This window comes from Marinobacter sp. L-80, from assembly GCF_056859395.1.
Genome location: NZ_JBSXOI010000076.1, coordinates 205,241 through 213,249, shown reverse-complemented (window position 1 = coordinate 213,249; position 8,009 = coordinate 205,241). Strand labels below are relative to the sequence as shown.

Annotated in this window: 7 protein-coding genes and 1 tRNA gene; 1 reads left to right on the top strand and 7 read right to left on the bottom strand. The window is 56.5% G+C overall.

Going from position 1 to position 8,009, the window contains the following annotated elements:
• The first annotated feature begins 3 nt into the window (after positions 1-3).
• On the top strand, positions 4-1,329 hold the full coding sequence (locus AC13E3_RS19590) for an IS1182 family transposase (RefSeq protein ID WP_053112091.1): 1,326 nt from the start codon (positions 4-6) through the stop codon (positions 1,327-1,329).
• A 165-nt stretch (positions 1,330-1,494) separates the two neighbouring features.
• Here AC13E3_RS19590 and AC13E3_RS19585 read toward each other — a convergent pair whose 3' ends face one another.
• From AC13E3_RS19585 to AC13E3_RS19555, 7 genes are all read right to left on the bottom strand, one after another.
• Positions 1,495-2,421, bottom strand: coding sequence for a carboxylesterase family protein (locus AC13E3_RS19585; protein ID WP_482902419.1), 927 nt, complete (start codon positions 2,419-2,421; stop codon positions 1,495-1,497).
• Between the two features lie 452 nt (positions 2,422-2,873).
• Positions 2,874-2,950: transfer RNA gene (locus tag AC13E3_RS19580), tRNA-Val, on the bottom strand.
• Positions 2,951-3,005: 55 nt separating this feature from the next.
• Entirely contained in the window at positions 3,006-3,956 is a 951-nt protein-coding gene (locus AC13E3_RS19575) for a DMT family transporter (RefSeq protein ID WP_482902417.1), read from the bottom strand.
• A gap of 144 nt (positions 3,957-4,100) precedes the next feature.
• Complete coding sequence (locus AC13E3_RS19570; RefSeq protein ID WP_482902416.1) at positions 4,101-5,189, bottom strand: hypothetical protein; 1,089 nt, start codon at positions 5,187-5,189, stop codon at positions 4,101-4,103.
• Between the two features lie 102 nt (positions 5,190-5,291).
• Entirely contained in the window at positions 5,292-6,362 is a 1,071-nt protein-coding gene (locus tag AC13E3_RS19565) for a hypothetical protein (protein WP_482902415.1), read from the bottom strand.
• Between the two features lie 132 nt (positions 6,363-6,494).
• The gene (locus tag AC13E3_RS19560) at positions 6,495-7,112 is read right to left on the bottom strand and encodes a YceI family protein (protein ID WP_092029749.1); all 618 of its coding nucleotides are present in this window, start codon (positions 7,110-7,112) and stop codon (positions 6,495-6,497) included.
• A complete protein-coding gene (locus AC13E3_RS19555) occupies positions 7,099-7,833 on the bottom strand; it encodes a CDP-alcohol phosphatidyltransferase family protein (RefSeq protein WP_482902414.1) in 735 nt (244 codons plus the stop codon). The genes AC13E3_RS19560 and AC13E3_RS19555 overlap by 14 nt, the downstream gene beginning before the upstream one ends.
• Positions 7,834-8,009 lie beyond the last annotated feature (176 nt).

Below are 8,009 nucleotides of genomic sequence, written 5' to 3'. Positions count from 1 at the left end.
CTGATGGGAACCACTTTCCGCCCGTATTCGCCTGGCCAGGAACTGCTTCTTCCCCCGAGCCTGAACGAGTGGCTGCCTGAGGGGCATCTGGCCTATTTTGTCAGTGATGTCGTCGAGGAGCTGGATTTAAGCGCGTTTTATGCCCGCTACGAAGGCAACGGCCGACGCAACTCGCCCTTCGATCCACGAATGATGCTGAAGGTTCTGATCTACGCCTACGCCACCGGCGTTTTCTCTTCACGCAAGATCGCCCGGAAGCTGGAAGAAGACGTGGCCTTCCGGGTTCTGGCGGCAGGCAACTTCCCCAGGCATCGCACGATCTGTGATTTCCGCAAACACCATTTGGTTGCCTTCAAGGCCGTGTTTATTCAGGTGGTCCGGATTGCCCGGGAAGCGGAGCTGATCACGCTGGGAACACTGGCGATTGATGGCACCAAGGTTCGGGCTAATGCCAGCAAGCACAAGGCCATGAGCTATGGCCGCATGGGCGAGGAAGACGATCGTTTATCGAAAGAGATCGATGCACTTTGTCGTCAGGCGCGTCAGACAGACCAGTCGGAAGACCGACAGTTCGGCCCGGATAACCGGGGTGATGAACTGCCTGAAGAGCTTCAGTACCGGCAGGCGCGGCTGGACAAGATTCGTGCCGCCAAAGAGAAATTGGAAGCAGACCAGAAAGAGCGGGACAAGGCCCGGGGTCGGTCCCCGGACGATGATCGGCGCTCACCTCGCGGGGGCCCGAACTTCAAGCGGGATTATGGGGTTCCGGATGACAAGGATCAGAGCAATTTTACCGATCCGCAAAGCCGGATTATGAAAACGGCGGACGGGTTCCAGCAATGCTACAACGGCCAGTTGGCCGTGGATGGTGAATTCCAGCTGATTGTCGCCAACCACCTGGGCAATAATCCCAGTGACAATGGCTGTCTGATACCACTGCTGGATCAGGCAAAAGACACTCTGGAAACCTATCCGGATCAGTGTCTGGCTGACGCGGGTTACCGTAAAGAAGAAGATCTACAGACCCTGGAAGACAAAAGCATCGACGGCTATGTCTCGCTGCGCCGGGAGGGCAAGAAGAGTTCAGAGATAGACGCGAGCCGTTATCCGGCCAGCGCCCGGATGGCCGGGAAGCTGGCCACGGCAACCGGGCGATCGGTTTACGCTCAGCGCAAGCATCTGGTTGAGGCGGTCAACGGCTGGATCAAGCATGTTCTGGGCTTCCGACAGTTCAGTCTGCGGGGCCTTCACGCCGTGCAGGGTGAATGGGATCTGGTCTGTCTGTCGCTTAATCTCAGGCGGATGAGTTCACTGATGAGGCTGAAATAGAGGGTCCGAGGGATCCTTGGGCGTACTGAGTGATCGGACTACGATAACGCATTCGCTGATAACCGTCTTGACTGACTGAATAGAGAGAATCGAGACTCTATTCGGCTGGATATTGTGGATACGTTCTCGGGCCGAACTGTGATTCGACGCGGCGGGGTCACTTGCTCAAAATACTTCTGCCGCGCAGACCCCTAGTGTCAGATTACGCAGGCACTCCGCTGCTTCAGGCGACGAATCTCCCGCGCAAAGGCTGGCCATAAAGCCTGCGCCCCGTTGCTCCGCTTCAGTGGGCGTTTCCTGAAAGAAGGATGGACCACTTTGAACGATGACACGTTGGAACAAACCGTCCGTTCGATCATTTGCAGCCATTAACCCCTTGATGCTGAAGCCGCCTGCAGACTCACCGACCAGAGTTACGTTATTCGGGTTACCCCCAAATGCAGCAACGTTAGCCTGCAGCCATTCCAGGGCTTTAATCTGATCCATCAGCCCGTAATTTCCCGATCCCTTTTCAGAGGTTTGTGAGGTCGCAGTAAGTGCCGGATGCGCCAGGTAGCCAAGCACACCCAGGCGATAATTGATGGCCACTACAACAATGCCTTCTTTCACCAACCTGTCAGGTTTCGCGCTGGACTGAAAACCGGCGCCGGTATCCAGACTGCCGCCGTGAATCCAGACAACCACCGGGTGATTCTCACCCTCACCAGGCGCGTAGATATTGAGGTTCAGGCAATCCTCTGAGGTACTCGACCCCGGATTCGAACTTTGGATGGCAAACGGAGATTGCGCTGGCGTTTGTGGGCACGCATCACCAAATTCTGTTGCCTGCAAGACATCCGACCTGGGCTCCGGGCTTTGGGGTGCACGAAAACGGTTTGCTCCCTCGGTCGATTGGCCATATGGAACGCCTAACCATTGTTTCATCTCGGTGCCGTTACCGTCGCTGACAAGCACACCAGTGATTACACCTTCCGACGTTGTAACCTCCGTCGGATCAGTTGAAATCGCAGACGAGTCGTTCGAGTCGTTGTTACAGGCAGGCAGAGAAATAACGAAAATTGATACGATCAGAAGGCGCAAAGCCCTCGGCATTCGAGCTATACAGACACGCATAGGAGTCTCCACGTCGTTCATTCTTGTTTTAGTTGTGCTGACAGAGAGCCTTAACAGCTTATTTTCATTCAGCGTACATTTGTACGCTAAGGCTCTGAAGGAAGCGTAACTTGAGTCTTAAGAAAGTCAAAGATGTGTGCAAAACCGAATAATTAAACTTCTTTCGGTTGTTACGAAACAGTGACACCTATTAGTCGAATGAAGATGATATGGAGAGCAGTCTTAACCGACGGTCGGTGCCTGATCACGCCGGAGAAGCTAAAGACATGAATGTCAGGAGCCGGTTTTAAAGAGAGGTACTTACTGCGAAAGGTGGTTTGGTTTGGCGCAAGGTGGGGTAGTTGCCAGGCTTTCCCCAAGCCGTTCTATGTGGGCAGACACAAAAAAAGCCACTTGGCTTGCGCTCTAAGTGACTCTTTTTGTTGCAGAATTGGTAGGACCACCCAGATTCGAACTGGGGACCTCTACCATGTCAAGGTAGCGCTCTAACCAACTGAGCTATGGTCCTGTATCCTGCAACGGGGACGAAATATACTGATTCAGCCGATGCTGGTCAACCACTTTTATGCGGTTTTCCGCTTGCGGAGTTTTTCCTTGATGGCTTTGCTCAGCACGGCCCAGCGGTTGACGATCAGGGCGGCAAAGATGAGGCCACAGCCGGCCAGTTGAATGCCGGTCATAGACTCGCCAAACCATCCTGCCGCGAACAGAGCAACCCACACCGGCTCAAGTATCAGAATCACCACGCCATGGCTGTTCGCAGACAGGCTCTGGGCGAACGTCTGAAGCAGGAAACGACCGGCCGTGCCAATCACGGCACTGGCCACCACCCACCAGGCCAGCATTGGCGAGAGATTATTCAGGGTAGGCCGCCAGGGCTCCATAATCATGGATTCAACCAGGGTAAGCAGGCCGACCGTCAGCAGCGCAATGGCTGTCAGGGGCAGGGCGGGTACGCGGTGCTTTTCCACCGTTCTGCCGAGCCGGTTTATCACGGTTCTCTGGTTGGCTGCCCGGGTATTGAGATTGAAATACAGGGCGAAAATTGTCGCTGCCATGACAAAGAAAATCTGGCCTGCTTCAGGGCGAAATCCGTTTTCAAGGGATAGCAGAGCGAGCCCGGCAACGGCAATCGGAATGGCCAGCCATGTGCTCGCCGGTTGGGCTTCCTTGAATACCAACCGGGCAATAATGGGAACAATCACAACGCCCAGGCTTGTCAGGAAGGCTCCCTCGCCGAGGCTCGTTATATGAACCAGCCCCATCACCCAGCAGGTCATGGCCGTGCCGAACACCAGGCCGACACCCACGCTTCGACGTAGTTGATCAACGCTCAGCTTCATTAGCGAGCGGCGGGCGAAAAAGGCGAGCACCGTGCCGGCAATCAGAAACCGCGCAGCCATGAACATCAGCGGAGGCATCAGCAGCACCGCTTCTTTGGAGAACATCCAGCTGATGGCCGCAAACAGGGTGACAACAACCAGTAAAAGATCGGATTTGTGGGTGTCAGACATCAGTTATCGCTTGCCGGCAGTGGGTGAATCAAACGGAGAAGCGAACCAATGTATAGTTTGCGAACTAAAAAGAAAAGATGGGTAGAACTACCGAGGTGAGAAGTGGCTCTTCCCTGAGCCTTTGGTTTGCCTCCTCAGATGCGGTTAGTTATTCAGGGTGGTGTAAACCAGATTGGACATATCCGTCTGGTCCGAACCGGGCACTTCAATGTACCGGTCACCGGAACCCCACCACTGCCACCATGCGCGCTTGTTATAGGTGCGGCTGGCGAAATCCACCTGCAAACCGTTGAGGGTGGTGTTGTTGACTACCGGCACGGAGATGTTGCCCGTCTCGGAGCCCAGAACACCGCTGTGGGTGACGCCCTCGTTCATCAGCACCGGGTAGTGGTTGTAGTACAGAGCGTCCGGGCCATTCTGGCTCGTTACCTTGCCCGCCAGGCTGATGCTGGCGGAGCAGGAATCAATCCCGGCGGCGGAGGTTGCACCGCAAGCCGAATGGGTGGGTACCACGCCATCGTCGGTGCCGGCGATGAACGGTTTGGTGATACCGCCATAGGAGGAGCCGCCGGCCACGAAGCGCAGCCTGGGGATTGAATTCGGGCTTACCGCCAGGTTGCGAGCTGCGTTGGTCTGCAGGTCATTTACGACGCCCAGCTTGCCGGGCTCTGGCTCTATGCCGGTGAAGGCTTCGACGGCCGCCCTGAGTGGCCAGTTGTACCAGCTGTCGTTGTAGGCAAGACTCAGGGCCAGGTTGGCCAGTTCCGTGCCGCCCCCGGCGCCGGAGTAATCCAGGGCTGCCAGGATCTTCAGGGGTTGAAGGCCCTCGGATCGAAGCCAGCGTGCCTGGTTTTCCAGCAGATACCGGGTAACGAGATCCCCGGTAGAGTGAGAAACAACGATGCAAAAGTCATTGCACAGACCTTGCTGACTGATCTGACGCATCTGTTCATAGGCTTGCTGGGCAATGCCACCCTCAACACGTCCGTCACTGCCCCAGTCAATGCGGGCTTCGGCACGGGACAGCCAGAAGGTGCGCCAGTAGTCCTCACCGGCGCTCTTCACTTCCTGAAGGTTGGCGGGCGGGTTGGCCAGGTCTTCCTGCTGGAAACCGTGCACCAGGATCACATTGTGCCCGGCCAGCTGGGCCTGGGCGGTGCCGGCAAAGAGGCTGCCGGTGATAGCGACCGCCAGGGCGGTCTTACAGGCACTTCCGATCTTTGTTGTTTTCATAGTTGCTCCGTCTTTGCTGCTTTATTGTTGTCACAAGACGTTTATCCGCCACTTGTAGCGGTACAGCCCGGCGTTAGCCGGTGCAGAGCCTACGCCCTGCCATCAGAACTTGTCGGCAAGCTGCCGCAGCAGAGCCGCGCGCTGTTCTGATTCGGGATTCACCGCCGGAGTATCGGTAAGACTGCCGAGCTCCGGCGGTGTGAAAGCGTAGCCCTCGTCGGGGCCGAAAGCGTAATTAGTCCGGTCACCTGGCCGGGCGGGAAGCTGCCGAATCTGCAGGTTTTTCAGCTGTAGCCGGCCGTCCACCGTCTGATCGGCCAATACCGTGCCGTGTGCCTTCAGATTGATCGTGTTTGAGGTGCTGTCCAGCCTTTTCTCCATCTGCAATTGAGCAACCGGGCGTTGGCCAACAAACAGCTGGGCCGAAAGCGCGTAGTAGCCGGAGTCTTCCGGCGAGAAACGAACGGGAATTATCAGATTGTTACCCTGGATACGGGCATCGCCAAGCCCCTCGAATTCGCCCAGGTAAGGTTCAATGGCCAGTGTTGAGACATGGCGGACTGGTTTGCCGTCAAGCCGGGCCTCAACGATCAGCCGATATTCACCCGGTGATTCGTCGGCGGACAGAACGCCCTCGAAGTAACCCGGGGAACCCGCCTCTTCCAAGGTGGTGCCAGCGATGGCATCCCGGCTTTCCGGCCTCTCCAGCGTTGCAGACAGCGAGCGACCGACCACCTGAGAGCCCCGGATAGCCGCTGCAACAAGAATTTGTTCCCCTGCAGTAAACCGGTATTTCTCCAGCGTTACGGTGAACTGCCCGTCACCTTCGAGGGGCAGACTGACCGGCTCGTAGTGATTGCCACCGTAGGCGTTCGCCTGTTCCGGGGAGAGAGGTATGGACCACGGAGGGTATCGGGTAGTTTCAGCGTATTGATCGGCAACGCTGGCCAGCATGAACCCGAGGGCATTATCCGGGGGTGGTTCCGGCTCGGCCGAGGGATCGGTAGAAGACTGCCTTGCCAGGCCTGCGTTCTGGACAGGCGCCGTCTCGGCCGAGTCGACCACCTTCGAAAACCAGCTGAAATCTGTGTGGTTGTCAGCGGAGAGCAGATACCCCGCGCCAACCACGCCAGCAGTTACCAGTGTCAGAAGAAGAGCGACCTTGCCCGGCATGCGGCAGTTCCCTTGATTATTGTTGTAGCTCTAAAGATAACGGGATTTCCGCCGCACCCCAAAAATCCGGACTCTGTGTGTAACAGAATGTGTCCGCGTTGTGCGGTGGTTCACATTCCGATCAGCCGGTGATCAGAACATGCCGGATTCCCGAATGGCCTCGAAGCCAAAGTGCAATTTCACTTCATCACCGACCATCGCGCCATCAAGGCCGTAGGTCATGCCCCATTCACTGCGTTTCAGGGTGGTGGAGGCGCTGATGCCCAGTGTGTATTCCTCATGGCCAAAGGGGTAGACGTCTGCCTTGTTGAGGGTCACATCCAGCACCACGGGGCGTTTCTGGCCAAGTAACTCCAGATCACCAGTTACCTTGCCCGTGTTTTCCCCCGTGGTTTCGAAATCGGTAACAGTGAAGATGATCTCTGGGTACTCGTCGGCATCGAGAAAATCCGCATTGCGAACGTGGTCGTCGCGTTTCTTATGATTGGTGAACACACTGTCGCTCTGGAACACCAACTGACCGGATTTCAGCTCCCTCGCTTCCTCGTCGTAAACAAATTGTCCCTCGACTTCGCGGAACATCCCCATGACCGGGGCGTAGCCGATGTGCATGATCTCGAAGAACATTGAAAAGTGCTCGTCGTCGACGACAAAATCTGTTGGCTCGGCCATGGCTGCCGGGCTCAGTGCGAGTGCAGCAGGGAGGGCAATGGCGGAACGGGTAAGGGTTTTCCGTTTAATGAACATCATGGTGATGTCTCCTCTGATAAAGCCAGTGAATATCCAGGAAAAACGACCACACAAGCAGTGCTAGGGCAGTTGCAAGCGTGATACTGGCGAATAGCGCATTGACCGGCGGCAACACGGCCACCAGCAGGGTAACGATCTGCCAAACGCAAACCGTCTTGCGCCTGAAACTCTCCGGCAGTGGGGCATTCAGCCAGTCCAGGAAGTGAGTCGCAACAACGAAGGCATAGCGAATAAGGCCCAGGGCCAAAACCCAGGGACCAGCCTTGCCCAATGCCAGGACAGCCACGCTGAGGCCGAGAATAAACAGGGTATCCAGTTCCATGTCGAAGCGGGCGCCAAATTCGCTCTGGGAGCCGGTGGCCCTGGCGACTTTTCCGTCTACGCCATCCAGAATCAGCGCCAGCAACGCCATCCAGCCGTAGAGCCAGAGGCTGTCAGTGAGGTGGTCGGTAAAGGGGGCCAGAGCCACCAGGACTATCACCAGACTGCCTCTCAGCAGCGTCGCCCGGTTTGCCCATCCGAAATCCCGGGTTTCGGGCCAGAACGGGATGATCAGGGCACAAACGACCAGGTAAAGCGCCGCTGCCAAGAAGTAGAAAATGACGGGGGGCTGGGTTAACCAGCCGGTGACTGCACAGAACAGGGCGACAAGCCCCGAGCCCCAGACGAGATCCAGGGCAAGTGGCATCCTTTGCGAAGCTGAATGGCCGTTAGAATCCATCAATGAACTCCAGCGTATAGGTTTGCAGGCATCAAATACCCCGGATGCGCTGTACACTGACTATAGTTGGTATAACTGATCATGCTTACGATCATAGACCGTGTTCAGACCTGAAGGTTCAGCCCTGGCAGGGCGACGACCGGCACGTTTGAAAAACTGCCAAAAAGGAGATCCTT

What these genes read in the sequence shown, in the direction of transcription:
- AC13E3_RS19590 (WP_053112091.1), top strand. Translation starts at nt 4, where the DNA reads ATGGGAACCACTTTCCGCCCGTATTCGCCTGGCCAGGAACTGCTTCTT.
- AC13E3_RS19565 (WP_482902415.1), bottom strand. Translation starts at nt 6,362, where the DNA reads ATGCCGGGCAAGGTCGCTCTTCTTCTGACACTGGTAACTGCTGGCGTG.
- AC13E3_RS19555 (WP_482902414.1), bottom strand. Translation starts at nt 7,833, where the DNA reads ATGGATTCTAACGGCCATTCAGCTTCGCAAAGGATGCCACTTGCCCTG.
- AC13E3_RS19585 (WP_482902419.1), bottom strand. Translation starts at nt 2,421, where the DNA reads ATGCCGAGGGCTTTGCGCCTTCTGATCGTATCAATTTTCGTTATTTCT.
- AC13E3_RS19570 (WP_482902416.1), bottom strand. Translation starts at nt 5,189, where the DNA reads ATGAAAACAACAAAGATCGGAAGTGCCTGTAAGACCGCCCTGGCGGTC.
- AC13E3_RS19560 (WP_092029749.1), bottom strand. Translation starts at nt 7,112, where the DNA reads ATGATGTTCATTAAACGGAAAACCCTTACCCGTTCCGCCATTGCCCTC.
- AC13E3_RS19575 (WP_482902417.1), bottom strand. Translation starts at nt 3,956, where the DNA reads ATGTCTGACACCCACAAATCCGATCTTTTACTGGTTGTTGTCACCCTG.